Below are 22,685 nucleotides of genomic sequence, written 5' to 3'. Positions count from 1 at the left end.
CGACATTGTGGGGTTCGCTATATCTTTTTGTATATAGCGCTACAGGATCCGGCGTGCGCTCCGGCCGCCGCCCGGCTTGTCGCAAAACCGACATTGGGTTCGCGCGCGTCCCGTTCGCGACAGCCCAGGCATGCCGGATCGCTTCTGTAATCAACTGATTGCAAAGCGCTTTTCTGGTCGGGAAAGGCGTGGCACAGGCGTTGCACCTGCTCTTCTGCGGGCGGCCGGGTCGCTGCCACAGCCGAGGAGACACGCCGATGATTACCCTGACCGAAAGCGCCAAGAACGCGATCAACCGCTTCATCAGCCAGAACGAAAAGCCCACCGCCGGGCTGCGCATCAGCGTCGAGGGCGGCGGCTGCGCGGGGCTGAAGTACAGCCTGAAGCTGGAAGAGCAGGACCTCGCCGGTGACCAGCGGGTCGACTGTGGCGCCTTCACCGTGCTGATCGACGACGCCAGCGCGCCGCTACTCGCCGGCGTGACCATGGATTTCGTCGAGAGCATGGAAGGCAGCGGTTTTACCTTCGTCAACCCGAACGCCAGCGGCGGTTGCAGCTGCGGCAAGTCCTTCGCCTGCTAAGCGCCACTCGAGGCGGCCGGCCAGGACCGGCTGCCCAGCATTCACCGGGAGATCAGCCGTCATGTGGGATTATTCGGAAAAGGTCAAAGAGCATTTCTACAACCCGAAGAACGCCGGCGCCGTGGCCGAGGCCAATGCCGTCGGCGACGTCGGCTCGCTGAGTTGCGGCGATGCCCTTCGGCTGTCGCTGAAGGTGGATCCTTCCACCGACGTGATTCTCGACGCGGGCTTCCAGACCTTCGGCTGCGGCTCGGCAATCGCCTCGTCCTCGGCGCTGACCGAGATGATCAAGGGGCTGACCGTCGACCAGGCTTTGAAGATCAGCAACCAGGACATCGCCGATTTCCTCGACGGCCTGCCGCCGGAAAAGATGCATTGCTCGGTGATGGGCCGCGAGGCCTTGCAGGCGGCGGTGGCCAACTACCGCGGCGAAACCCTCGAGGACGACCACGAGGAAGGCGCGCTGGTGTGCAAGTGCTTCGCCGTCGACGAGGTGATGGTGCGCGAGACCATCCGCGCCAACCGGCTTTCCAGCGTCGAGGAGGTGACCAACTACACCAAGGCCGGTGGCGGCTGCTCGTCCTGCCATGAAGGCATCGAGCGGCTGCTGGTCGAGGAACTGGCCGCGCGCGGCGAGATCTTCGTGCCGGCCGGCACCGGCGCCAGGGCCGCCAGGAAGAAGGCCAAGGCTTCGCCGGTACCGCTGCAGGCACCACAGCCGGCGCCTGCCGCGCAGCCCATGACCAACCTGCAGCGCATCCGCCGCATCGAGCGGGTGCTCGAATCGATCCGTCCCACCCTGCAGCGCGACCATGGCGACGTCGAGCTGCTGGATGTGGAGAGCAAGAACATCTACGTCAAGCTGACCGGCGCCTGCACCGGCTGCCAGATGGCGAGCATGACGCTGTCCGGCATCCAGCAGCGGCTGATCGAGGAGCTCGGCGAGTTCGTCAAGGTGGTCCCGGTCAGTTCCCCGGCCCACAGCGCGATGGCGGAGGTGTGAGATGAACGACATCTATCTCGACAACAACGCGACCACCCGCGTCGACGAGGAAGTGGTGCAGGCGATGCTGCCGTTCTTCACCGAACAGTTCGGCAACCCGTCGTCGCTGCACAGCTTCGGCAACCAGGTCGGCATGGCGCTGAAGAAGGCACGGCAGAGCGTGCAGCGGCTGCTTGGCGCCGAGTACGACTCGGAGATCGTGTTCACCTCCTGCGGCACCGAGGCCGATTCCACCGCGATCCTCTCGGCGCTCAAGGCCCAGCCCGAGCGCAAGACCCTCATCACCACGGTGGTCGAACACCCGGCGATCCTCAGCCTGTGCGACCACCTGGCCGAGGACGGCTACACCGTGCACAAGCTCAAGGTGGACAAGAAGGGTCGCCTGGACCTGGCGGAGTACGCCGCGCTGCTCGACGACGACGTGGCCATCGTCTCGGTGATGTGGGCCAACAACGAGACCGGCACGCTGTTCCCGGTGGAGCGGATGGCGCAGATGGCCGATGACGCCGGCATCATGTTCCACACCGATGCGGTGCAGGCGGTCGGCAAGGTGCCGATGAACCTGAAGGACAGCGCCATCCACATGCTCTCGCTGTCCGGTCACAAGCTGCATGCGCCCAAGGGCGTCGGCGTGCTCTACCTGCGTCGTGGCACGCGCTTCCGGCCGCTGCTGCGCGGTGGCCACCAGGAGCGCGGCCGCCGTGCCGGCACCGAGAATTCGGCGTCGATCGTCGGCCTGGGCGTCGCCGCCGAGCGCGCGCTGGCCTTCATGGAACACGAGAATACCGAGGTCCGGCGCCTGCGTGACAGGCTCGAGGCCGGCATCCTCGCCGCGGTGCCCTATGCCTTCGTCACCGGCGACCCGGACAACCGCCTGCCGAACACTGCCAACATCGCCTTCGAATACATCGAGGGCGAGGCCATCCTGCTGCTGCTGAACAAGGTCGGCATCGCCGCCTCCAGCGGTTCGGCCTGCACCTCCGGTTCGCTGGAGCCGTCCCACGTGATGCGCGCGATGGACATTCCCTACACGGCGGCGCACGGCAGCGTGCGCTTCTCGCTGTCGCGCTACACCACCGAGGAGCAGATCGACTACGTGATCCGCGAGGTGCCGCCGATCATCGCCCAGCTGCGCAAGCTGTCGCCCTACTGGAGCGGCAACGGCCCGGCCGAGGAAGCGGGGCAATCGTTCGCGCCGGTCTACGCCTGACGGCCAGGAGGCCGCCCGCGGCGGCGAGGAGGTTCAGCATGTCCATCGTGATCGACGACACCACCCTGCGCGACGGCGAGCAGAGCGCCGGGGTCGCCTTCAACGCCGAGGAGAAGATCGCCATCGCCCGTGCCCTGGCGCAACTCGGCGTGCTGGAGCTGGAGATCGGCATCCCCAGCATGGGCGAGGAGGAGTGCGAGGTGATGCGCGCCATCGCTGGGCTCGCCCTGCCGGTACGGCTGCTGGCCTGGTGCCGGCTGTGCGACAGCGACCTGCTGGCCGCCTGCGGCACCGGCGTGGGCATGGTCGACCTGTCGCTGCCGGTCTCGGACCTGATGCTGCAGCACAAGCTCGGCCGCGACCGCGACTGGGCGTTGCGCGAGGTCGCGCGGCTGGTGGGCGCGGCGCGCGACGCCGGGCTGGAGGTGTGCCTGGGCTGCGAGGACGCCTCGCGCGCCGATCCGGAATTCATCGTTCGCGTGGCAGAAGTCGCCCAGGCCGCCGGCGCGCGGCGGTTGCGCTTCGCCGACACGGTGGGGGTGATGGAGCCGTTCGCGATGCACGAGCGCTTCCGCTTTCTCGCCGGGCGCCTGGACCTGGAGCTGGAAGTGCATGCCCACGACGACTTCGGCCTGGCCACGGCCAACACCCTGGCTGCCGTGCGGGGTGGGGCCACGCATATCAACACCACGGTCAACGGCCTCGGCGAACGGGCCGGCAACGCCGCGCTGGAGGAATGCGCGCTGGCGCTCAAGCACCTCCACGGCATCGACTGCGGCATCGACGTGCGCGGCATTCCCTCGATCTCGGCGCTGGTGGAACAGGCCTCCGGACGTCAGGTGGCCTGGCAGAAGAGCGTGGTCGGCGCCGGGGTGTTCACCCATGAGGCGGGCATCCACGTCGACGGGCTGCTCAAGCACCGGCGCAACTACGAGGGGCTCAATCCCGACGAGCTCGGGCGCAGCCACAGCCTGGTGCTGGGCAAGCATTCCGGCGCGCACATGGTCGAGCTGAGCTACCGCGAGCTGGGCATCGAGCTACAGCAGTGGCAGAGCCGCGCGCTGCTCGGCTGCATCCGCCGCTTCTCCACGCAGACCAAGCGCAGCCCGCAGAGCGCCGACCTGCATGTTTTCTACCAGCAGCTGTGCGAACAGGGCCTGGCCCTGGCCGGAGGTGCCGCATGAGCCTGTACCGCGAATGCCGCGACGACGTGCGCTGCGTATTCCAGCGCGACCCTGCCGCACGCTCCACGCTGGAGGTGCTGACCACCTATCCGGGCGTGCACGCGATCATCCTGCACCGCCTCGCGCATCGCCTGTGGCGCCGCGAGTGGCGCTATGCCGCGCGCCTGCTGAGTTTCGCCGGACGGCTGCTGAGCAACGTCGATATCCACCCCGGCGCCCGCATCGGCGCGCGCTTCTTCATCGACCACGGCGCCGGCGTGGTGATCGGCGAGACTGCCGAGATCGGCGACGACGTCACCCTCTACCACGGCGTGACGCTGGGCGGCACCAGCTGGCGCAAGGGCAAGCGTCATCCGACCCTGGGCGACGGCGTGCTGGTCGGCGCCGGGGCGAAGATCCTCGGGCCGATCAGCATTGGCGCCAAGGCGCGGGTCGGCGCCAATTCGGTGGTGGTGCAGGACGTGCCGGACGGCTGCACGGTGGTCGGCATTCCCGGCAAGGTGGTGCGCCTGCGCGAGGCTGGGCGGCCCAACGCGCACGGCATCGATCTCGATCATCACCTGATCCCCGACCCGGTGGGCAAGGCCATCGCCTGCCTGCTGGAGCGCCTGGACAGCCTGGAGAAGCAGGTCGAGCAGGGCGGTCTGGTCGCCGCCGGCAGCCAGCAGCGGCGTTACCAGGACTGCCAGCCGGACAACGGCCTGTGTGAAAACGACTGCCCGGCCATGGCCGGGCGGTAACGGAGCGCGCCCATGGACCTGCAGGATTTCGACGACACCGCCCTCTACTTCGACGAACCGCGCCTGCCGCGCGTCGCGGCGCTGTTGGCCGACGCCGCCGCGCAATACGCCGACGGCAAGGCGGAGCGGCCGCTGCTGGCAGCGCACGCGCTGGCGCCGGGCGACCTCAGCGTGCTGGTCGGGCTCTACCGCTTCTACTTCTACCAACATCGCCATGCCGATGCCCTGGCCATCGCCGCGCGGGTGCTGGACGTGGTTGCGCCGCGCCTGGGCTTGCCGGCGGACTGGCGCGAACTCGATGCCGGCAGCCTTGTGCACGTGGCGCCCGACGCCATCGGCCTGCTGCGCTTTCACCTGCTGGCGCTCAAGGGCGCCGGTTACCTGAGCCTGCGCCTGGGCCTGTTCGGCCAGGGCAAGTCGATGCTGGCCAAGGTCGTCGAACTGGACGCGGACAACCGCCTTGGGGCGCGTCTGCTGCTCGACGTGCTGGCGGCCAATGACGCCACCGTCCTCACCTTTCCCCCTGCCGCCACCCTGGAGACACGCCCATGAGCGAACAAGCCGCCGAACCGAACCTCGACGGAGCCCTGGACGAGGCGCTGGAGGAGCTGGTGTCCGCCGAGGACTTCCTGAACTTCTTCGGCGTGCCCTTCGTGCCCTCCGTGGTCCAGGTCAACCGCCTGCACATCATGCAGCGCTATCACGACTACCTGAGCCAGGCCGGCGACCTGGACGATCTGCAGGAGGCCGCGCGGCACGCCGTCTACCGCCGGCTGCTGGCCCGCGCCTACGAGGATTTCGTCAGCTCCGACGCGCAGACCGAGAAGGTCTTCAAGGTGTTCCGCATGCACGAGCCGCAGACGACCTTCGTCTCGGTCGATCAACTGCTGGGCTGACCGGCGGGAGGAGGGCGCATGAGCCTGCCGCTCTACGAATATGGCCAGGCTGTCAGGCTGATCCGCAACGTGCGCAACGACGGCACCTACCCCGGCAAGGACACCGGTGCCTTGCTGCTGCGCCGCGGGGCTGTGGGCTGCGTCTACGACGTCGGCACCTACCTGCAGGATCAACTGATCTATCGCGTGCATTTCCTCGAGCAGGGCTGCACGGTGGGCTGCCGCGAGGAGGAACTGATTCCCGCGTCGGACCCGTGGATACCCAACCTGTTCGAATTCCGCGACCAGGTGATCGCCACCCGAAGCCTTGCCGTACGCGGCGAGGTGGTAGTGCGGCAGGGCTGTACCGGCAGCATCGAGAAGGTGCTGCGTGACCTGCCCGGCGGCATTCAGTACCACGTGTATTTCGGCGACGGCCGGGTGCTGCAGGTGCCCGAGACGAGCCTGGCCTGGGCCGATGCGCGGGCGGGAGGCGAGCATGAGCATTGATCCGGTCGCCGGCGGCGCCCGCTACCAGCTGCTGAAGGTCGCCCACGAGCGTTTCGGCTGCGCACCGGCGGCCCTGAGCACGCCGCAGCGCGAGCAGGCCGAGCGCATCGCCGATCGCCAGCTGCAGCTGGAGGATGCCGTGCTGCACAGCCCCGAGGCCTGTGGCGTGGTGATTCCGCCCGAGCAGGTCGATGACGCCTGGGCGGCGATCGTCTCCCGCTACGAGACGCCCGATGAGCTGCACAGGGCGCTGGACGACAGCGGCCTGGACGAGGCCGGGCTGCGCCGGCTGCTGGCCCGCGAACTCAAGGTCGAGACGGTGCTGCAACGCGTCTGCACCGGGCTGCCCGAGATCACCGACACGGACGTCAGCCTGTACTACTTCAATCATCCGGAGCGCTTCGTGCGACCCGCCACGCGGCGCGCGCGGCACATCCTGATCACCGTCAACGAGGCCTTCCCCGAGAACACCCGGGCCAGTGCCTGGCGCCGCATCAACCAGATCGCCGGGCGCCTGCGGCGCAAGCCACGGCGCTTTGCCGAGCAGGCGCTGAAGCATTCCGAATGCCCTTCGGCGATGGACGGCGGGAGCCTCGGCCTGGTGCGCCCCGGCGTGCTCTATGCGCAGCTGGAAGCCTGCCTGTTCGGCCTCGGCGAAGGAGAGATCGGCCCGGTGGTGGAATCGCCGCTGGGCTTTCACCTGGTGTTCTGCGAGGCCATCCACCCGGCCGGCCAGATGTCGCTGCAGGAGGTGCTGCCGCACCTGCGTGAGCGGCTCCAGGCCCGTCAGTGCGAGCGGCACCAGCGCGCATGGCTGGCCGGTTTGCTGCAGTCCGCCCCAACTCCCGTGGAGACGCTGCCCCATGAGTGAAACCGAAAAGCCCTGCTGCTCCTTCTGCGGCGCGGAGAAATCGCCGACGGTCCCCCTGATCGCCGGCAACGAGGGGCGCATCTGCGAGGCCTGCGTCAAGCTCGCCCACCAGGTGGTGAGCAGTTGGGGGCAGCGGCGCCAGGCCCAGCAGTTGGCGCCGCAACTGGTCACCCCGGCGGCCTGCATGCAGCACCTGGACGAGTCGGTGATCGGCCAGCAGGCGGCCAAGGAAACCCTCGCGGTGGCGGTCTACAACCACTACCTGCGCCTGCTCAACGGCGCCCGCGAGCCGGTCTGCCAGCTGGGCGGGACGGTCGAACTGGAGAAATCCAACATCCTCATGGCCGGCCCCTCGGGAACCGGCAAGACCCTGCTGGTACGCACCCTGGCGCGCATCCTCGGCGTGCCCTTCGCCTCGGCTGACGCCACCACGCTGACCCAGGCCGGCTACGTCGGCGACGACGTCGACAGCATCATCGCCCGCTTGCTGGACGCCGCCGGCGGCGACGTGCAGAGGGCGCAATGGGGCATCGTCTATATCGACGAGGTGGACAAGCTGGCACGGCGCGGCGGGGGCGGCACGGCGGTGCGCGACATCTCCGGCGAAGGTGTGCAGCAGGCGCTGCTCAAGCTGGTCGAGGGCAGCGAAGTGCGCATCGGCAAGGGTGGCCGGCGGGGCGAGCATGGCGAGGAGCAGGTGGTGGACACCCGCAACATCCTGTTCATCGCCGGCGGCGCCTTCCCTGGCCTGGAAACCCTGGTCGGCAGCCGTGTGCATCCGCGCGGCAGTGCGATCGGCTTCCATACCCGGCCGCAGCAGCAGACACCCTCGATCAACGAACTGCTGGCGGCGCTGCTGCCGGACGATCTCCATGAGTTCGGCCTGATCCCGGAGTTCATCGGCCGCTTCCCAATCATCACCTTCCTCCGCGAGCTGGACCACGCGACGCTGCTGCGCATTCTCAGCGAACCGCGCAATGCGCTGGTCAAGCAGTACCAGCAGCTGTTCGCCTACCAGGGGGTGAAGCTGGAGTTCAGCCCGGCGGCGCTCAGCCACATCGCCGACCAGGCGCTGCTGCGCCGCACCGGCGCGCGCGGCCTGCGGGCGGTCATGGAGGGCGCGTTGCAGCGCACCATGTTCGAAATGCCGGCGCAGCCGCAGCTGCGCAGTTGCCTGCTCGACCTCGACGAGGAGGGCAGCGAACTGGTGGTGCTCAGGCAGTTCGACGAGCAGGGTGAGGCGCAACCCGCCAGCCGACCGGCCGCCACGCCCGGGCAGCGCGCGCTGTTGAGGGTCGACGGCTGAATGTCGCAATGCCGACAGCGACGGCTGGCCGGCCTTCGTGGGATGTGCGGTTTGCTACAGGATTTTCGAGCGCAACTTATTGTTTTTAAAGATTAAGGCGTTTTTCTCGCCTGGCGTGTTTTCTGCTGGGAAGGTTCTGCCTGGCGGGCACGGACCCGGCGAGGTGACATTCATTCAACAGCAACGAGGTGGCGTGATGGCCAGGATCGGACTTTTCTTCGGCAGCAACACGGGCAAGACGCGCAAGGTCGCCAAGATGATCAAGAAGCGCTTCGACGACGACACCCTGGCTGATCCGCTCAACGTCAACCGCACGAGCGCGGAGGATTTCGCCGCCTATTCGCACCTGATCCTCGGCACGCCGACCCTGGGCGAGGGATTGCTGCCGGGGCTGAGCGCCGACTGCGAGAACGAGAGCTGGGAGGAATTCCTGCCGAAGCTCGAGGGGCTGGATTTCACCGGCAAGACCGTGGCCATCTTCGGCCTCGGCGACCAGGTGGGCTATGCCGACGAGTTCCTCGATGCCATGGGCGAACTGCACGCCTTCTTCGCCGAGCGCGGCGCCAACCTGGTCGGCGAATGGCCCACGGCCGGTTATGAATTCGATCATTCCGAAGCGGTGGTGGATGGCAAGTTCGTCGGGCTGGCGCTGGACCTGGACAACCAGAGCAACCTGACCGAAGAGCGGCTGGACGCCTGGCTGCGGCAGATCGCGCCGGCATTCGACCTGCCGTTGTGAGCTCGCCGGGCCTTCGCTGCGCCGAATCCTGGCGACCCAGCCCAACCTGCGTTCCCCGGTGTAACCTGGACAAGCTCGCCCCGAGATCGGGCCTCCCACAAAAGCGGCGTCGCCCACCGAGTCCGGTGGGAGGCACCCTCGCGGCGAACGCGGGCGCGTAGAAGCCCAACGTTTTTCCTACGCCGAGGCTCGAGTTCAACAGCGATCCGCCCGAATCGTTGCCCGGCGGGCATGGGCGGAGTAGCGTGGCTGTGAAACCGACAATGGAGATTCGCCATGAAGGTTCGCACGTTCATTGCCTCGCTCGTGTTCGCGCTGCCTGTCGTACCGGCGCCGGCCGCCGAATGTCCTGCCTTGCTGCAACACGAGCTGCCCAAGCTGCGCTCGAAGGAGCGCATCGACCTCTGCCAGGCCTACCAGGGCAAGGCGCTGGTGGTGGTCAACACCGCCAGCCATTGCGGCTACACGCCCCAGTTCGAAGGCCTGGAAGCGCTCTATCAACGGTATCGCGGTCAGGGCCTGGCTATGCTCGGCGTGCCCTCGGACGACTTCTTCCAGGAGTCCGACGACGATGCCGAGACGGCGGAGGTGTGCTACGTGAACTACGGCGTGACCTTCGACATGGCGGCTACCCAGCCGGTGCGCGGCGGGGATGCCACGCCACTGTTCCGCGACCTGGCCGAACAGGCGGGCCAGGCGCCGCGCTGGAACTTCTACAAGTACGTGGTCGACCGGCAGGGGCGGGTGGTGGCCTACTTCCCCAGCAAGACGAAACCGGACGATCCGGCGCTGGTGGCAGCGGTGGAGCAGGCGCTGAAGGAATGAAAAAGGCCGGACAGTCGCCTGTCCGGCCTTTTCTGGCTTGACCGCTTGCCGGTTAGAAGCGGTAGTTCAGCTGGGCGCCGAAGCCGTGGGCGCTGTTTTCGTAGGTGGCTACGTATGAGGGGCTGGTGTTTTCGGCCGGGAGATTGATGTCGGTATCCTCTTCCTTGAGGTAGGAATAGGCCAAATCGACGCTCATGTCGGGGGTGACGGCCCAGCCGAGGCCGAGACTGAAGGCCTTACGGTCGCCGCTCGGGATGCGAGGCGAGCGGTTCTGGTTGTTGGTCGGCGATTGATCGACGGCGATACCTGCGCGCAGCGTCAGCTGAGGGCTGAGCTTGTAGGACGCGCCGATCGCGTGAGACCAGGTGTCGTGCCAGTTTTGTTCCTCCGCGATGCTGCCGAATCCTTGGGAGGCTGCAATCGGAGAAACCCCTTCGTTATTGACGCGGATTTCGTCGAGCCGGCTCCAGCGGGTGAAGGCGCTACCCGCGTAGATCGTCCAGCGGTCGTTCAGCTCGTGGGTGATCGAGAAGTCGACCACTTCCGGCGTGGTCAGGTCGAGGCTGGCGTCGTATTTGCCATAGGCATTCAGCATGCCACCCAGAACGGGGTCGCTGCCGCTGATGCGCGTGCTTCCCTCAAGCTCGTATTTGACCTTCGAGTGATAGGTCAGGCCGACGCGGGTGCTGGGCGTGAACTCGTACAGCACGCCCACGTTGAAGCCGGCGGCGACATCGTCGCCCTTGATCTTCACACGACTATCGGCAGCGCCAATCGGGCTCGCTACTGCGCTTTCCAATTTCCCATCGATGCGGTTGATGGTCGTGCCGAAGCCTACCGACAGCTTGTCGTTGAAGCGATAGCTCAAGGTCGGTTGAATGGTAATCACCCGAACTTCGCTGTAGTCCCCGTGGTAGCGGCCCTGGAAGCCGCCTTCGTAATCAGTGATCAGGCCGAAAGGCACATACACGCCCAGGCCGAAGGTGACCTTTTCGTCCAGCGGCTTGACCCAGTAGCCCATGGGTATGGCGGTGAAAGGCACCATGTCGCCATCGTTCGAGCCTGAAACAGGACCGAACGCTCCGGTGCTGCTTGCATTCTTGATATCGGTCTTGGCATAGATTGCCGCCGCGCCGACAGAAATCTCTTCGCGCTTGAGGCGTGACATGGCGGCGGGGTTGCCGAAGACGGTGGTTGCATCTTCACCGGCCGAGGAGCGGCCTGCGAAGGAGGTACCCATGCCGCTGACGCTTTGTTCATTGATCGCGAAACCGGCAGCCATGGCCTGGCTGGTCAGGGCGCCTGCGGCTACCGCGGCTACGGTCTTCAACCATGTTGTTTTCATTGTTGTGCTACTCCGGGATAAAAGCGGGTCGGAAGCTAGCAATTTTCTCGAACGGCTAGCAAGACGGCGCATTGCAAATTTTCGTAACCGCGGTCGGGAAAACAAGCCCAACTTCCTCGAACACCTTTGACCGCGACCGGTCGGTCAGTTTCGCTCTCGCCTTGTCAGGTCATTCACCCCTGGCGCGCGGACGCGCCGGGTCGGTGATCCATTCGCTCCAGGAGCCGGCATAGAGCGCCGGCAGCGGCAGGCCGGCCAGGCTCATGGCGAAGAGGTTATGGCAGGCGGTGACGCCCGAGCCGCAGTAGGCGACCGCGCCCTTGGCCGGGCGCGGGCCGAGCAGCCGCTCGAAGCGCTCGCGCAGGCGCTCGGGCGGCAGGAAGCGACCGTTGGCATTGAGGTTGTCGGTGAAGGGGGCGCACTGCGCGCCGGGAATGTGCCCGGCGACCGGGTCGATCGGCTCCACCTCGCCGCGGAAGCGCGCCGGAGCGCGGGCGTCGAGCAGAATCAGCCCGGGTTCGCCGAGCCGTTCCAGCAGTTCGTTCGCGCCGAGCACCAGGCGCGCGTCGGGTGCGCCCTGGAAGCCGCCGCGGCGCGGTGCGGGCTTCTCGGTGGTCAGCGGCAGGCCGGCTTCGGTCCAGGCCTTCAGGCCGCCGTCGAGCAGATACACGCCCTCGCGCTTGCCGAGCCAGGCCAGCAGCCACCAGGCGCGTGCGGCGAAGGCGCCGGGGCCGTCGTCGTAGAGCACTACTTCACTGTTCTCCTCCAGCCCCCAGGCGCGCAGGCGGCCGAGCAGGCGCTCGGGGTCCGGCAGCGGGTGGCGGCCGGTAACGCCCGGTTCGACGGGGCCGGACAGGTCGCGTTCGAGGTCGGCGAAGCGGGCGCCCGGCAGGTGGCCCTGTTCGTAGCTGCGCTGCCCGTATTGCGGGTCTTCCAGGGCGAAGCGGCAATCGAGCAGCAGCAGTTCGGGCCGTTGCAGGCGGGCGGCCAATTGCTCCGGATGGATCAGTTGAGCAAGCGACATGGGGGCATCCTCCTCGAGGCGGAGAGGCACCTTACCGGAAATCCGGGAGTGCGTCGCCGTGCGCGGATCGGGCACCGGCACGGGCATAGGTGTATATACTGCGCGGCTCGAACGGCGCCGGCCGGACGGGTGGCCAGAACAGAGGAGAGCTGCGTGGCGATCGACATTCATTGGGTACTCGACGATGCGAGCCTGGCCGAACTGTGCGTGGCCTGGCGGCAGTTGCCCTTCGTCGCCGTGGATACCGAATTCATGCGGGTAGACACCTTCTATCCGATCGCCGGACTGGTGCAGGTCGGCGACGGCCGGAGCGCCTACCTGATCGATCCGCTGAGCGTGAAGGACTGGGGCCCGTTCGCCGAACTGCTGCGCGATGAGGCCGTGGTCAAGGTGCTGCATGCCTGCAGCGAAGACCTCGAAGTCCTGCTGCGCCTGACCGGCACGCTGCCCGAGCCGCTGTTCGACACCCAGCTCGCCGCCGGCTACCTGAACATCGGCTTCTCGATGGGCTATTCGCGCCTGGTGCAGACCGTGCTCGGTGTCGAGTTGCCCAAGGGCGAGACCCGCTCGGACTGGCTGCAGCGTCCGCTCAGCGAAACCCAGGTGCAGTACGCCGCCGAGGATGCGCAGCACCTGGCCGAGCTGTACGTCGAGCTGAAGACGCGGCTGCCCGAGGAGAAGTACCGCTGGGTGCTCGAGGACGGCGCCGAGCTGGTGGGCAACCTGCAGCGCGAGGCGCTGCCGGAGGAGCGCTATCTCGACGTCAAGCAGTCCTGGCGGCTCAGCCGCCAGCAGCTCGCCGTGCTGCGCGACCTGGCGGCCTGGCGCGAGCGCGAGGCCCGGGCGCGCAACCAGCCGCGCAACCGCATCCTGCGCGAGGCCAGCCTGTGGCCGCTGGCGCGCTACCAGCCGAAGGACCTGACCGCGCTGGCGAAGATCGACGACATGCACCCGCGCACCATCCGCCAGGACGGCCAGCAGATCCTCGACCTCATCGCCGCCGCGGCCGCCAGCGCGCCGGAGACCTGGCCGCCGCGGGTGCCCGAGCCGCTGCCGCTGGATGCCTCCGGCATGCTGAAAAAGCTGCGCCGGGTCGGCCAGGGCGAGGCCGAGCGGCTGGGCATCACCCCGGAGCTGATGCTGCGCAAGCGGGTGCTCGAGGCGCTGCTCAAGACGGGCTACCCTCAGGGACCGTATCAACTTCCAGACTCGCTGCGCGGCTGGCGCCGCGAGCGCATGGGCGCCGCGCTGCTGCAGGCGCTGGAGCAATGAGATGAAACGTATCTGCTCGATCTACAAGAGCCCGCGCAAGAACGAGATGTACCTCTACGTGGACAAGCGCGAAGCGCTCAGCCGGGTGCCCGAAGGGCTGCTGGCGGCCTTCGGCCCGCCGCAGCATGCCTTCGACATGGTGCTGACGCCGGAGCGCAAGCTGGCCCGTGAGGACGTCGCCAAGGTGCTGGCCAACATCGAGAAGCAGGGCTACCACCTGCAGATGCCGCCGCCCCAGGACGAGTACATCGAGCATCTGCCGGACGAACTCCTGCGCATGAACGACCCGGTCTGACCGCCCGCCGGCGCGGGCTTGGACGCCTCCCGCCGGCAGGCTAGACTGCCCGCTTTTCCGCTTGCCCCCGCATTATGGCCGCCAAAGTCGAACCCTTCTGGAAACGCAAACGCCTCGATCAGCTCGACGCCGAGGAGTGGGAGTCGCTCTGCGACGGCTGCGGCCTGTGCTGCCTGCAGAAGCTCGAGGACGAGGACGATGGCAGCGTCTACTACACCCGTATCGCCTGCAAGCTGCTCGACCTACAGACATGCCGTTGCAGCGACTACGTCAACCGCCGCGCCAGCGTGCCGGACTGTATCCGCCTGACGCCGGCGGACGCGGCCGAATTCAAGTGGCTGCCGCCGACCTGCGGCTACCGCCTGGTCGCCGAAGGCAAGGACCTGCCGCTCTGGCACCACCTGGTCTGCGGCGATCCGGACGCGGTGCACGCCGAGGGCATCTCCCAGGCTGGGCGCATGCTCGGCGAAGGCCAGGTCGACGAGGACGAATGGGAGGCACACCTGATTTTCCGCGCCGGTTGAATCTCGTCGGTACGTCACCGTCTCAGCATTGCCCTGTCTGACTGGAGCTGCACGATGCCCGCACGCCTTTCCCTGCTGTTCGCCGTCCTGATCCTGCTCGTCGCCGGTCCGGCCTTCGCGGCCAAGCGTGTCGACCTGGACTACCACGTGCGGCTGCTGCCCGAGCAGGACCAGGCCGAGGTGCGTATGGTCCTCGAGGACGGCGCCAGGGTGCGCAGCTTCGATTTCAACCTGGGCGACGAGGGCCGCTACAGCGACTTCCAGGCCGACGGCGAGTGGAGCGAGGACACGCCCGGTCGCGGCATCTGGCGCCCCGCCGCCGGCAAGGCCGAGCTGCGCTACCGGGTGCGCATCTCCAACCAGCGCGACAGCGGCCGCTACGACGCGATGATGACCGAGCAGTGGGCGCTGTTCCGCGGCGACGACCTGGTGCCGGCCGCGAACCTGGACGAGGTCGACGGCACGCGATTCGTCGCGCGCCTGACCTTCGAGCTGCCGGAAGGCTGGAAAAGCGTCGAGACCGGCTGGCCGCGGGTAGGCAAGAACCGCTTTCGCATCGACAACCCCGAGCGCCTGTTCGACCGGCCGGTGGGCTGGATGCTCGCCGGCAAGCTCGGCAGCCGCCGCGACCAGCTCGGGCAGACCGACGTGACCGTGTCCGCACCGGTGGGGCAGGGCGTGCACCGCATGGACATCCTCACCTTCCTCAGCTTCGTCTGGCCGGAACTGCAGAACGTCTTCCCGCGCGACCCGGCCAAGCTGCTGATCGTCAGCGCCGGCGACCCGATGTGGCGCGGTGGCCTGTCGGCGCCGAACTCGCTCTACCTGCATGCCGATCGCCCGCTGGTCAGCGAGAACGGCACCAGTTCGCTGGTGCACGAACTGGTCCACGTGTTCAGCCGCATCCGCGCCACCGACCGCAGCGACTGGATCACCGAGGGCCTGGCCGAATACTACGCGATCGAGTTGATGCGCCGCGCCGGCGGGCTCAGCGAGTCGCGCTATCGCAAGGTGCGCGAGGACCTGACCCAGTGGAGCCGCGGGGTGGACAGCCTGCGCACCGAGCGCTCGACCGGCAAGGTCACCGCGCGTGCCGTGTTGCTGCTGCAGGAGCTCGACCGGGAAATCCGCAACCGCAGCAAGGGCCGGCACTCGCTGGACGACGTCGCGCGCGGGCTGATGCGCCTGGACAAGGCCAGCACCCAGGACATCATCGCCATCACCGAAACCATGCTCGGCGGGTCTTCGGAGGTACTGGATACCCGGCTGCTGCGCTGAACCGGCCATTGCGGCTGGAGCGGTGCGCGCATAGCCTAGGCCGTCCGGCCTTACAGGCCGGGCCCTTCACTTTTCAGCAGTCGGGATTACTTCATGCGCGTCATCGATCTTCGCAGCGACACCGTCACCAAGCCCACCGCCGCCATGCGCGAGGCGATGCTGCGCGCCGAGACCGGTGACGACGTCTACAACGAGGACCCGACCGTACAGCGCCTGCAGGCGACGCTGGCCGAACGCCTGGGCATGGAGGCGGGGCTGTTCGTGCCCAGCGGCACCATGAGCAACCTGCTGGCGCTGATGGCGCATTGCGAGCGGGGCGACGAGTACATCGTCGGGCAGCAGGCGCACACCTACAAGTACGAGGGCGGCGGCGCCGCGGTGCTCGGCTCGATCCAGCCGCAGCCGGTGGAGATGGAAGCCGACGGCTCGCTCGACCTGGCGCGGGTCGCCGAGGCGGTCAAGCCGGACAACATCCACTTCGCCCGCACCCGCCTGCTGGCGCTGGAAAACACCATGCAGGGCAAGGTGCTGCCGCTCGACTACCTGGCCCGCGCGCGCGAATTCACCCGCGAACGCGGATTGGCGCTGCACCTGGACGGCGCCCGGCTGTTCAACGCCACGGTCAGGCTCGGCTGCGATGCGCAGGCCATCACGCGGCACTTCGATTCGGTGTCGGTGTGCCTGTCCAAGGGCCTGGGCACGCCCGTGGGCTCGGTGCTCTGCGGCAGCCGGGCGTACATCGCCAAGGCGCTGCGGCTGCGCAAGATGGTCGGCGGCGGCATGCGCCAGGCCGGCATCCTCGCGGCGGCCGGCCTGTATGCGCTGGACCATCACATCGAGCGGCTGGCCGAGGACCACGCCCATGCGCAAGCGCTCGGCGCCGGGCTCGAGGCGCTCGGCTACAGTGTCGAGCCGGTGCAGACCAACATGGTCTACGTCGACATCGGCGATCGCGCGCAGGCGCTGGCCAAGCATTGCGCCGAGCGCGGCATCCGCCTCACGGTCGCGCCGCGGCTGCGCATGGTGACCCATCTGGACGTGCGCGAGGCCGATATCCAGACCGTCCTGGATGCCTTCGCCGCCTTCGCCCGGAGCTGAACGCGGGCACCGGCAAATCGCTTGTGTCTATCGCATTTATCCCCTATACCGGGCGCGCAACGCCGATATAATGCGGCCCTTTGCCGGTTATCCGCACGGCCGTTACCGGCCCCGGGCTGTCGTCCTGCCCGTCCCGTTTCGCGCCGTCCGGCCGCAGTCCTCTGGAAAAGACCTATGAAAAGCGCAGAAATCCGTGAAGCCTTCCTCCGCTTCTTCGAAGAGAAGGGGCACACCCGCGTCGCCTCCAGCTCGCTGATCCCGGCGAACGACCCGACCCTGCTGTTCACCAACGCGGGCATGAACCAGTTCAAGGACTGCTTCCTCGGCCTGGAGAAGCGCGCCTACACCCGCGCCACCTCCAGCCAGAAATGCGTGCGTGCCGGCGGCAAGCACAACGACCTGGAGAACGTCGGCTACACGGCGCGCCACCATACCTTCTTCGAGATGCTGGGCAATTTCAGCTTCGGCGACTACTTCAAGCGCGACGCCATCACCTATGCCTGGGAATTCCTCACCTCGCCGAAATGGCTGGGCCTGCCCCAGGACAAGCTCTGGGTCACCGTCTACGCCAGTGACGACGAGGCCTACGACATCTGGACCAAGGAAGTCGGCGTGCCGGCCGAGCGCATGGTGCGCATCGGCGACAACAAGGGCGCGCCCTATGCCTCCGACAACTTCTGGGCGATGGGCGACACCGGCCCCTGCGGCCCCTGCACCGAGATCTTCTACGACCACGGCGCGGACATCTGGGGCGGCCCGCCCGGCTCGCCGGAAGAGGATGGCGACCGCTACATCGAGATCTGGAACAACGTGTTCATGCAGTTCAACCGCACGGCCGACGGTGTGATGCACCCGCTGCCGGCGCCGAGCGTGGACACCGGCATGGGCCTGGAGCGCATCAGCGCGGTGCTGCAGCACGTCCATTCGAACTACGAGATCGACCTGTTTCAGAACCTCCTGGCCGCCGCGGCCGACGCCATCGGCTGCGCCAACGACGACGCGCCTTCGCTGAAGGTAGTCGCCGATCACATCCGCTCCTGCAGCTTCCTGATCGCCGACGGCGTGCTGCCGTCCAACGAGGGTCGCGGCTACGTGCTGCGCCGCATCATTCGCCGCGCCTGCCGCCACGGCAACAAGCTGGGCGCCAGGGGCGCATTCTTCCACCGCATCGTCGCCGCGCTGGCGGCGGAGATGGGCGACGCCTTCCCGGAACTGCGCCAGCAGCAGGCGCACATCGAGCGCGTGCTGAAGAACGAGGAAGAGCAGTTCGCCAAGACCCTCGAGCAGGGCCTGCGCATTCTCGAGCAGGACCTTGCCGCGCTCGATGGCAAGGAGATTCCCGGCGAAGTGGTGTTCAAGCTGTACGACACCTACGGATTCCCGGTCGACCTCACTAACGACATCGCCCGCGAGCGTGGCCTGACCCTGGACGAGGCCGGCTTCGAGCGCGAGATGGAAGCCCAGCGCGAGCGTGCACGGGCCTCAAGCGCCTTCGGCATGGACTACAACGCGCTGGTCAAGGTGGAGGGCGAGACGCGCTTCATCGGCTACCAGGGCACCCGCGGCAGCGGCCAGGTGCTGGCGCTGTTCAAGGAAGGCATGGCGGTGCAGCAGCTGCATGCCGGCGAGGAGGGCGTGGTGGTGCTCGACCAGACGCCGTTCTACGCCGAATCCGGCGGCCAGGTCGGCGACTGCGGCTACCTGCAGGCCGATGGCCTGCGCTTCGACGTGCGCGACACCAGCAAGGCCGGCGGCGCCTTCCTGCATCACGGCATCCTCGACCAGGGCAGCCTGAGCGTCGGCAGCCAGATCGAGGCCGTGGTCGACGATTCGGTGCGCCAGGCCACCGCGCTCAACCACTCGGCCACGCACCTGCTGCACGCTGCGCTGCGGCAGTTCCTCGGCGAGCACGTGCAGCAGAAGGGCTCGCTGGTGGACAGCCAGCGCCTGCGCTTCGATTTCAGCCATTTCGAGGCGGTGCGCCCCGAGCAACTGAAGGCGCTGGAAGACAAGGTGAACGAGGAAATCCGCCGCAACACGCCGGTGGAAATCGAAGAAACCGACATCGACACCGCCAAGGCCAAGGGCGCCATGGCGCTGTTCGGCGAGAAATACGGCGAGCGCGTGCGCGTGCTGACCATGGGCGGCGGCTTCTCCGTCGAGCTGTGCGGCGGCACCCACGTCTCGCGCACCGGCGACATCGGGCTGTTCAAGATCGTCAGCGAGGGCGGCGTGGCCGCCGGCGTGCGCCGGATCGAGGCGGTCACCGGGGCCCAGGCGCTGGCCTATCTGAACGCCGCCGAAGAGCAGCTCAAGGAAGCCGCGAGCCTGGTCAAGGCCACCCGCGACAACCTGGTCGACAAGCTGGGCGGCGTGCTCGAACGCAACCGCCAGTTGGAAAAGGAGCTGGAGCAGCTCAAGGCCAAGGCGGCCAGCGCAGCCGGCAACGATCTGGCCAGCGCGGCGGTCGAGGTCGGCGGCGTGAAGGTGCTGTCGGCGCGCCTGGATGGGTCGGACGGCAAGGCGCTGCTGGCGCTGGTCGACCAGTTGAAGAACAAGCTCGGCAGCGCGGTGATCCTGCTCGGCAGCGAGCTCGACGGCAAGGTGGTGCTGGTGGCCGGCGTCACCGCCGACCTCACGGCGCGGTTCAAGGCCGGCGAGCTGATGAAGCAGGCCGCGGCGGTCGTGGGCGGGAAGGGCGGCGGACGCCCGGACATGGCCCAGGGCGGCGGCACCGAGCCGGGCAAGCTGGACGAGGCGCTGGCGCTGGCCACCGCCTTCGTCGAGGCGTGTTGACGATCGAGGCGCCCGTCGTTCGCGGCGGGACGCCGGGCAGCCGCGGGCGGGCATTCGCCGCGAGGCTGTCATGGGAAACAGATGACTCAGGCCCTGGGCGGGCATAGGCGGCAATTGAAATGGCGTTGATCGTACAGAAGTTCGGAGGCACATCCGTCGGCACCGTCGAGCGAATCGAGCAGGTGGCCGAAAAGGTCAAGAAATTCCGCGAGCGCGGCGACGACATCGTCGTCGTGGTCTCGGCCATGAGCGGGGAAACCAACCGCCTGATCGATCTGGCCAAGCAGATCTGCGATCAGCCGGTGCCGCGCGAGCTGGACGTCATGGTCTCGACCGGCGAGCAGGTCACCATCGCGCTGCTGGCCATGGCGCTGATCAAGCGTGGCGTGCCGGCCGTGTCCTACACCGGCAACCAGGTGCGCATTCTCACCGACAGCGCGCACACCAAGGCGCGCATCCTGCACATCGACGGCCAGCGCATCCAGAGCGATCTCAAGGCCGGGCGCGTGGTCGTGGTCGCCGGTTTCCAGGGCGTCGACGACAAGGGCAACATCACCACGCTCGGCCGCGGTGGTTCCGACACCACCGGGGTGGCGCTGGCCGCCGCCTTGAAGGCCGACGAGTGCCAGATCTACACGGACGTCGACGGCGTCTACACCACCGACCCGCGGGTCGTGGCCAAGGCGCAGCGCCTGGAGAAGATCACCTTCGAGGAAATGCTGGAGATGGCCAGCCTCGGCTCCAAGGTGCTGCAGATCCGTTCCGTCGAGTTCGCCGGCAAGTACAACGTCCCCCTGCGCGTGCTCCACAGCTTTCAGGAGGGGCCGGGCACCCTCATTACCCTTGATGAAGAGGAATCCATGGAACAGCCAATCATCTCCGGCATCGCCTTCAACCGCGACGAGGCCAAGCTGACCATCCGTGGTGTGCCCGACACCCCGGGCATCGCGTTCAAGATTCTCGGGCCGATCAGCGCGGCCAACATCGAGGTGGACATGATCGTGCAGAACGTCGCGCACGACATGACGACCGACTTTACCTTCACCGTGCATCGCAACGATTACACCAACGCGCTCAAAGTTCTGCAAAACACAGCGAACGAGATGGGGGCTCGCGAGGTCATTGGTGACACCAACATCGCGAAGGTTTCGATCGTCGGGGTCGGCATGCGCTCGCATGCCGGTGTCGCCAGTCGGATGTTCGAGGCGCTGGCGAAGGAGAGCATCAACATCCAGATGATTTCCACTTCGGAAATCAAGGTGTCGGTGGTCATCGAAGAAAAATACCTGGAGCTTGCTGTACGTGCCTTGCACACCGCGTTCGAGCTGGACGCGCCAACCGCCAGGGGCGAGTGACCGTACGGCCACCGGCTGTCTGTTTCGCGCCTTCTGTCGTAACCGGTAACGGTGGTGGAACTTTAGGTTCCGCGGCGCTGGTCAATAACTGAGTGAAGGCTGCCAGGCCTCTGCTGTCACGGAGTTCCCATTTTTCATTTTTTGCAGACTGTGGTTCTGAACTGAATCCGTTAAGGAGAAAGGAATGCTGATTCTGACTCGCCGGGTCGGAGAGACTCTGATGGTGGGTGACGATGTCACTGTCACCGTGCTGGGCGTCAAGGGTAATCAAGTTCGGATCGGTGTAAACGCACCCAAAGAGGTAGCCGTGCATCGCGAGGAGATTTACCAGCGGATCCAGAAGGAGAAAGACCAAGAACCAAGCCACTAATTTTTCTCTAATTTTTGGCTTTGCAAGCGGGGTAAACATGAGTATCATGCGCCCCGTGTTGCGGAGAGGTGGCCGAGAGGCCGAAGGCGCTCCCCTGCTAAGGGAGTACACCTCAAAAGGGTGTCGGGGGTTCGAATCCCCCCCTCTCCGCCATTGCATTTCTAGGGTTTCGATAGCATCTGGAGCCAGTGGCAAAAAGCCCTGAAGCCAGCTTGACCATCGGTTGGTTATCCCTATAATGCGCCCCCTCAGCGCACTCGTAGCTCAGCTGGATAGAGTACCCGGCTACGAACCGGGCGGTCGGAGGTTCGAATCCTCCCGAGTGCGCCATATTCGAATGGGCTTGCCGATGGCGGGTTCGTCGCTTACCAGCGGTGACTGGTTGAACAAACACCCCACGCACTCGTAGCTCAGCTGGATAGAGTACCCGGCTACGAACCGGGCGGTCGGAGGTTCGAATCCTCCCGAGTGCGCCATACCCGAAAAGGCCTGCAGCGATGCAGGCCTTTTTTCTTTTGCGCAGCTGCCCGAGGTCGCAGGCAGAGCCTGCTCCTACAGGGCTGTGCCCAGCCTTCGGCCTTTTCCCTTCTCCCCGCAGGAGAAGGTGGCCCGCAGGGCCGGATGAGGGAGGGCTCCTGCGCGCCAGCCCTCACCCCGCCCTCTCCCGGAGGGAGAGGGTTGCTCTGGTGTTGGTCGTAGCGCCGTGCAGGCCCGTTCGCGGTCCAGACCGCTCCCCAGGGTTTCCAGCGCGCCGTAGGTTGGGTTGCGAAGCCCAACACCCGGTGTCAGCGCGAGCCTCTCACGCAACCGGCTTCATCGAAGCTCACGGTACGCTTGCGCCCTGGCGTGTCATAGCGGTAGCGGGTCTGCCCGTTGCTGCGGGTGATGACGTCGGGCTTGCCGAGGGCGCTTTCCACGTCGGCGCGGGTCATGCCGGCGCGGATCTCCTTGCGGATGATCGCCTGGCGCCTGTCGTTGCCGCTGACCCGGTTGTCGCACCCGTCGTCCTTGCCGCCGACGACCACCAGCTCCACGCCGCCTGGGCGTGCCTGGCGGTCGGGCGCTTTCGGCGTGCCCAGCGGCGTCAACTCGCTGCCGCCCGGTGTGGGATTGTAGGCTCGGCGCCGTTCCGCTTGCTGCATGTCCGGGCAGCCCTGCTGCGAGAAGGTGACGTGGCCGTTGCCGTCCTCGCAGCGGTAGACGCTCGAGGCTTCGGCGGTGCTGATGGAAAGCGCCAGCCACAGGCCGCCGGCGACCGCCTTCTTGGTGGGTCGTTTCATGATTTCGTCCTCCGTGACGATGCGCCCTTAGCCTAATCGAATAATTGTCACATCCCATTGGTGTCTTTCCGCAACGTGAAAGCGTCGACAAACAGTCGTTGCCGGCACATGAAGTGGATGCTCCAAGTGCCTGTACAGCCTGCTTTTTGCCCGCGCCGTTGCGCTGGGCGGTGGTATCATTGCCCGACCTGCCCGTCGGGCCTG

At 66.9% G+C, this 22,685-nt stretch carries 23 protein-coding genes and 3 tRNA genes; 23 read left to right on the top strand and 3 right to left on the bottom strand.

All coding sequences use genetic code 11. From position 1 onward, the window contains the following. The first annotated feature begins 257 nt into the window (after positions 1–257). The 12 genes from H610_RS0116820 (at position 258) to H610_RS0116765 (ending at position 9,844) form a co-directional block, all read left to right on the top strand. Complete coding sequence (locus H610_RS0116820; protein ID WP_028240767.1) at positions 258–581, top strand: HesB/IscA family protein; 324 nt, start codon at positions 258–260, stop codon at positions 579–581. Between the two features lie 61 nt (positions 582–642). After that, the gene (gene nifU / locus H610_RS0116815) at positions 643–1,584 is read left to right on the top strand and encodes a Fe-S cluster assembly protein NifU (protein ID WP_028240766.1); all 942 of its coding nucleotides are present in this window, start codon (positions 643–645) and stop codon (positions 1,582–1,584) included. 1 nt (position 1,585) lies between these two features. Further along, on the top strand, positions 1,586–2,794 hold the full coding sequence (nifS, locus tag H610_RS0116810; RefSeq protein WP_028240765.1) for a cysteine desulfurase NifS: 1,209 nt from the start codon (positions 1,586–1,588) through the stop codon (positions 2,792–2,794). Between the two features lie 38 nt (positions 2,795–2,832). Beyond that, the gene (nifV, locus tag H610_RS0116805; RefSeq protein ID WP_028240764.1) at positions 2,833–3,978 is read left to right on the top strand and encodes a homocitrate synthase; all 1,146 of its coding nucleotides are present in this window, start codon (positions 2,833–2,835) and stop codon (positions 3,976–3,978) included. Beyond that, entirely contained in the window at positions 3,975–4,718 is a 744-nt protein-coding gene (gene cysE / locus H610_RS0116800; protein ID WP_028240763.1) for a serine O-acetyltransferase, read from the top strand. The genes nifV and cysE overlap by 4 nt, the downstream gene beginning before the upstream one ends. A gap of 12 nt (positions 4,719–4,730) precedes the next feature. After that, positions 4,731–5,270 (top strand): hypothetical protein, encoded by a 540-nt coding sequence (locus H610_RS0116795; RefSeq protein ID WP_028240762.1) that lies wholly within the window; start codon positions 4,731–4,733, stop codon positions 5,268–5,270. Then, entirely contained in the window at positions 5,267–5,614 is a 348-nt protein-coding gene (gene nifW / locus H610_RS0116790) for a nitrogenase-stabilizing/protective protein NifW (protein ID WP_028240761.1), read from the top strand. The genes H610_RS0116795 and nifW overlap by 4 nt, the downstream gene beginning before the upstream one ends. An 18-nt stretch (positions 5,615–5,632) precedes the next feature. Next, a complete protein-coding gene (locus tag H610_RS0116785) occupies positions 5,633–6,103 on the top strand; it encodes a nitrogen fixation protein NifZ (RefSeq protein ID WP_028240760.1) in 471 nt (156 codons plus the stop codon). Beyond that, positions 6,093–6,974 carry a nitrogen fixation protein NifM gene (gene nifM, locus H610_RS0116780; RefSeq protein WP_028240759.1) on the top strand — a complete coding sequence of 294 codons (882 nt, stop codon included), beginning with the start codon at positions 6,093–6,095 and terminating at the stop codon, positions 6,972–6,974. The genes H610_RS0116785 and nifM overlap by 11 nt, the downstream gene beginning before the upstream one ends. Beyond that, positions 6,967–8,280, top strand: a complete 1,314-nt coding sequence (clpX, locus tag H610_RS0116775; RefSeq protein ID WP_028240758.1) for an ATP-dependent Clp protease ATP-binding subunit ClpX — start codon at positions 6,967–6,969, stop codon at positions 8,278–8,280. Before nifM ends, clpX begins: the two co-directional genes overlap by 8 nt. A gap of 196 nt (positions 8,281–8,476) precedes the next feature. After that, the gene (locus H610_RS0116770; protein WP_028240757.1) at positions 8,477–9,019 is read left to right on the top strand and encodes a flavodoxin; all 543 of its coding nucleotides are present in this window, start codon (positions 8,477–8,479) and stop codon (positions 9,017–9,019) included. A gap of 276 nt (positions 9,020–9,295) precedes the next feature. Continuing rightward, the gene (locus H610_RS0116765; protein ID WP_028240756.1) at positions 9,296–9,844 is read left to right on the top strand and encodes a glutathione peroxidase; all 549 of its coding nucleotides are present in this window, start codon (positions 9,296–9,298) and stop codon (positions 9,842–9,844) included. A gap of 52 nt (positions 9,845–9,896) precedes the next feature. On the opposite strand, the gene H610_RS0116760 is transcribed toward H610_RS0116765, so the two are convergent. Then, a complete protein-coding gene (locus H610_RS0116760) occupies positions 9,897–11,189 on the bottom strand; it encodes an OmpP1/FadL family transporter (RefSeq protein WP_028240755.1) in 1,293 nt (430 codons plus the stop codon). A 169-nt stretch (positions 11,190–11,358) separates the two neighbouring features. Beyond that, on the bottom strand, positions 11,359–12,213 hold the full coding sequence (locus H610_RS0116755) for a sulfurtransferase (RefSeq protein WP_028240754.1): 855 nt from the start codon (positions 12,211–12,213) through the stop codon (positions 11,359–11,361). Positions 12,214–12,366: 153 nt separating this feature from the next. Between H610_RS0116755 and rnd the strand changes: the two genes are divergently transcribed. The 11 genes from rnd (at position 12,367) to H610_RS0116700 (ending at position 21,677) form a co-directional block, all read left to right on the top strand. Further along, positions 12,367–13,485, top strand: a complete 1,119-nt coding sequence (rnd, locus tag H610_RS0116750) for a ribonuclease D (RefSeq protein WP_028240753.1) — start codon at positions 12,367–12,369, stop codon at positions 13,483–13,485. Between the two features lies 1 nt (position 13,486). Beyond that, positions 13,487–13,780, top strand: a complete 294-nt coding sequence (locus H610_RS0116745) for a YcgL domain-containing protein (protein ID WP_028240752.1) — start codon at positions 13,487–13,489, stop codon at positions 13,778–13,780. Between the two features lie 74 nt (positions 13,781–13,854). Next, positions 13,855–14,304 (top strand): YcgN family cysteine cluster protein, encoded by a 450-nt coding sequence (locus tag H610_RS0116740; RefSeq protein WP_028240751.1) that lies wholly within the window; start codon positions 13,855–13,857, stop codon positions 14,302–14,304. A gap of 54 nt (positions 14,305–14,358) precedes the next feature. Then, complete coding sequence (locus tag H610_RS0116735) at positions 14,359–15,582, top strand: M61 metallopeptidase family protein (protein WP_028240750.1); 1,224 nt, start codon at positions 14,359–14,361, stop codon at positions 15,580–15,582. 93 nt (positions 15,583–15,675) lie between these two features. Then, the gene (gene ltaE / locus H610_RS0116730) at positions 15,676–16,680 is read left to right on the top strand and encodes a low-specificity L-threonine aldolase (protein WP_028240749.1); all 1,005 of its coding nucleotides are present in this window, start codon (positions 15,676–15,678) and stop codon (positions 16,678–16,680) included. Between the two features lie 174 nt (positions 16,681–16,854). Continuing rightward, positions 16,855–19,476: an alanine--tRNA ligase gene (gene alaS, locus H610_RS0116725; RefSeq protein WP_028240748.1), complete on the top strand. Its 2,622-nt coding sequence runs from the start codon at positions 16,855–16,857 to the stop codon at positions 19,474–19,476. Positions 19,477–19,595: 119 nt separating this feature from the next. Then, a complete protein-coding gene (locus tag H610_RS0116720) occupies positions 19,596–20,831 on the top strand; it encodes an aspartate kinase (RefSeq protein WP_028240747.1) in 1,236 nt (411 codons plus the stop codon). 184 nt (positions 20,832–21,015) lie between these two features. After that, entirely contained in the window at positions 21,016–21,201 is a 186-nt protein-coding gene (csrA, locus tag H610_RS0116715) for a carbon storage regulator CsrA (protein WP_003283978.1), read from the top strand. A gap of 62 nt (positions 21,202–21,263) precedes the next feature. Continuing rightward, positions 21,264–21,354, top strand: a tRNA-Ser gene (locus H610_RS0116710). Positions 21,355–21,454: 100 nt separating this feature from the next. Then, positions 21,455–21,531: transfer RNA gene (locus H610_RS0116705), tRNA-Arg, on the top strand. Between the two features lie 69 nt (positions 21,532–21,600). Then, positions 21,601–21,677 (top strand) — tRNA-Arg (locus H610_RS0116700). A gap of 309 nt (positions 21,678–21,986) precedes the next feature. Here H610_RS0116700 and H610_RS0116695 read toward each other — a convergent pair. Then, the gene (locus H610_RS0116695; RefSeq protein WP_051231830.1) at positions 21,987–22,481 is read right to left on the bottom strand and encodes a DUF4124 domain-containing protein; all 495 of its coding nucleotides are present in this window, start codon (positions 22,479–22,481) and stop codon (positions 21,987–21,989) included. Positions 22,482–22,685: the final 204 nt, after the last annotated feature.

Origin of the sequence: Stutzerimonas azotifigens DSM 17556, from assembly GCF_000425625.1 — a bacterium.
GTDB classification, from domain to species: Bacteria; Pseudomonadota; Gammaproteobacteria; order Pseudomonadales; family Pseudomonadaceae; genus Stutzerimonas; species Stutzerimonas azotifigens.
Note: the sequence above shows the minus strand (reverse complement) of the source record. Positions and strands in the feature narration are given on the sequence as shown.

What these genes read in the sequence shown, in the direction of transcription:
- cysE (WP_028240763.1), top strand. Translation starts at nt 3,975, where the DNA reads ATGAGCCTGTACCGCGAATGCCGCGACGACGTGCGCTGCGTATTCCAG.
- nifM (WP_028240759.1), top strand. Translation starts at nt 6,093, where the DNA reads ATGAGCATTGATCCGGTCGCCGGCGGCGCCCGCTACCAGCTGCTGAAG.
- H610_RS0116695 (WP_051231830.1), bottom strand. Translation starts at nt 22,481, where the DNA reads ATGAAACGACCCACCAAGAAGGCGGTCGCCGGCGGCCTGTGGCTGGCG.
- H610_RS0116745 (WP_028240752.1), top strand. Translation starts at nt 13,487, where the DNA reads ATGAAACGTATCTGCTCGATCTACAAGAGCCCGCGCAAGAACGAGATG.
- H610_RS0116795 (WP_028240762.1), top strand. Translation starts at nt 4,731, where the DNA reads ATGGACCTGCAGGATTTCGACGACACCGCCCTCTACTTCGACGAACCG.
- H610_RS0116765 (WP_028240756.1), top strand. Translation starts at nt 9,296, where the DNA reads ATGAAGGTTCGCACGTTCATTGCCTCGCTCGTGTTCGCGCTGCCTGTC.
- H610_RS0116720 (WP_028240747.1), top strand. Translation starts at nt 19,596, where the DNA reads ATGGCGTTGATCGTACAGAAGTTCGGAGGCACATCCGTCGGCACCGTC.
- H610_RS0116820 (WP_028240767.1), top strand. Translation starts at nt 258, where the DNA reads ATGATTACCCTGACCGAAAGCGCCAAGAACGCGATCAACCGCTTCATC.
- clpX (WP_028240758.1), top strand. Translation starts at nt 6,967, where the DNA reads ATGAGTGAAACCGAAAAGCCCTGCTGCTCCTTCTGCGGCGCGGAGAAA.
- nifU (WP_028240766.1), top strand. Translation starts at nt 643, where the DNA reads ATGTGGGATTATTCGGAAAAGGTCAAAGAGCATTTCTACAACCCGAAG.
- H610_RS0116770 (WP_028240757.1), top strand. Translation starts at nt 8,477, where the DNA reads ATGGCCAGGATCGGACTTTTCTTCGGCAGCAACACGGGCAAGACGCGC.
- nifW (WP_028240761.1), top strand. Translation starts at nt 5,267, where the DNA reads ATGAGCGAACAAGCCGCCGAACCGAACCTCGACGGAGCCCTGGACGAG.
- H610_RS0116760 (WP_028240755.1), bottom strand. Translation starts at nt 11,189, where the DNA reads ATGAAAACAACATGGTTGAAGACCGTAGCCGCGGTAGCCGCAGGCGCC.
- alaS (WP_028240748.1), top strand. Translation starts at nt 16,855, where the DNA reads ATGAAAAGCGCAGAAATCCGTGAAGCCTTCCTCCGCTTCTTCGAAGAG.
- H610_RS0116785 (WP_028240760.1), top strand. Translation starts at nt 5,633, where the DNA reads ATGAGCCTGCCGCTCTACGAATATGGCCAGGCTGTCAGGCTGATCCGC.
- H610_RS0116755 (WP_028240754.1), bottom strand. Translation starts at nt 12,213, where the DNA reads ATGTCGCTTGCTCAACTGATCCATCCGGAGCAATTGGCCGCCCGCCTG.
- ltaE (WP_028240749.1), top strand. Translation starts at nt 15,676, where the DNA reads ATGCGCGTCATCGATCTTCGCAGCGACACCGTCACCAAGCCCACCGCC.
- H610_RS0116740 (WP_028240751.1), top strand. Translation starts at nt 13,855, where the DNA reads ATGGCCGCCAAAGTCGAACCCTTCTGGAAACGCAAACGCCTCGATCAG.
- nifS (WP_028240765.1), top strand. Translation starts at nt 1,586, where the DNA reads ATGAACGACATCTATCTCGACAACAACGCGACCACCCGCGTCGACGAG.
- H610_RS0116735 (WP_028240750.1), top strand. Translation starts at nt 14,359, where the DNA reads ATGCCCGCACGCCTTTCCCTGCTGTTCGCCGTCCTGATCCTGCTCGTC.
- nifV (WP_028240764.1), top strand. Translation starts at nt 2,833, where the DNA reads ATGTCCATCGTGATCGACGACACCACCCTGCGCGACGGCGAGCAGAGC.
- csrA (WP_003283978.1), top strand. Translation starts at nt 21,016, where the DNA reads ATGCTGATTCTGACTCGCCGGGTCGGAGAGACTCTGATGGTGGGTGAC.